Source organism: Mesorhizobium sp. M4A.F.Ca.ET.020.02.1.1 (genome assembly GCF_004022645.1).
Lineage (GTDB): Bacteria > Pseudomonadota > Alphaproteobacteria > Rhizobiales > Rhizobiaceae > Mesorhizobium.
Genome location: NZ_RZOI01001138.1, coordinates 1 through 1,160 on the forward strand (window position 1 = coordinate 1; position 1,160 = coordinate 1,160).

The 1,160-nt window shown below is 67.3% G+C and carries 2 protein-coding genes; both read left to right on the forward strand.

Annotation, left to right across the window (positions count from 1 at the left end; translation table 11 throughout):
• Window positions 1-699 (forward strand): VWA domain-containing protein (locus EN742_RS35480; protein WP_128333916.1); only part of this gene is annotated, 699 nt, incomplete at its 5' end.
• Window positions 699-1,160: amidohydrolase family protein (locus EN742_RS35485; RefSeq protein WP_189375746.1), on the forward strand; the 462-nt coding region annotated here is incomplete at its 3' end. The genes EN742_RS35480 and EN742_RS35485, both read left to right, overlap by 1 nt.

The window sequence follows — 1,160 nt, forward strand, 5'->3', positions numbered from 1 at the left end:
CCGCCCGCCCGCCGCTCCTTCCGCACCATCCGCACCCGCTCGCGCGGCACGCTCGACCTCAGGCGTTCACTCAGCGAAATCGTCAGCGCCGACGGCGACATTCCTTCGCCGCAGCTCCGCCGCCGTCAGACCGTGCCGCGCAAGCTGCTCCTGCTCATCGACGTCTCCGGCTCGATGAAGCTCCATACCGCCGATTACCTGAAGTTGGCGCACGCCGCCGTGCAAGGCGCGGACAGGGCGGAAATCTTCACCTTCGGCACTCGGCTCACGCGCATCACCTCGGCGCTGCGCACCCGCGATCGCGACCAGGCGCTTGCCCGGGCGGCGGCTTTGGTCGACGACTGGGACGGCGGCACCCGAATGGGGCCGACGCTGCTCGCCTTCCTGACCGTGCCGCGTTTTTCCGCCTTCGCCCGCGGCGCGGCGGTGGTCATCCTTTCGGATGCGCTGGAGCGCGGCGACCACGCCGATCTCGAGACCGCGATGCGTCGCCTGAGCGCCCGCGCCTTCCGATTGTCGCTGGCGACGCCGCTCGCCGGCGATCCGCGTTTCCGGCCGGCGACGGCGGCGCTGCGCGCCATCCTGCCGGTGCTCGACGATCTGGTCGACGGCTCGTCGCTGAAGAGCCTCACGGATTTCATCCTGTCGCTCGCCCGGCCCGCTCCGTCGGCCAAGGCCATCTGGAAAAGGGTATCGTGATGCAGAAGGCGATCGACGCGCATTTCCACATCTGGCGCCAGAAGGACCAGCCCTGGCTGGTCGGACCGATGGTGCCGCGCATCTTCGGCCCCTACGAGCCGATCCGCCGCGACTATCCAATCGAGGAATTCCTCGAAGACCAGAAGGGGTCTGGCGTCGAAAAGACCGTCTATGTCCAGACCAACTGGGCCAAGGAGGATTTCGAGAAGGAAGTCGCCTTCCTGCAGAAGACCGCCGACGAAACCGGCTGGCCGCACGCCATCGTCGGCTATGCCGACATGACCGCCGACGATGTCCGGCCGCAGATCGACCGGCTGATGAAATACAAGCTGCTGCGCGGCGTGCGCATGCAGTTGCACTGGCACGAGACGCTGGCTTTCCGCTTCGCCGCCTCGGCAGACCAGGTCATCGATCCCACAGTGCGGAAGAATGTGGCGCGGCTGAAGGACTACGGCCTGTCC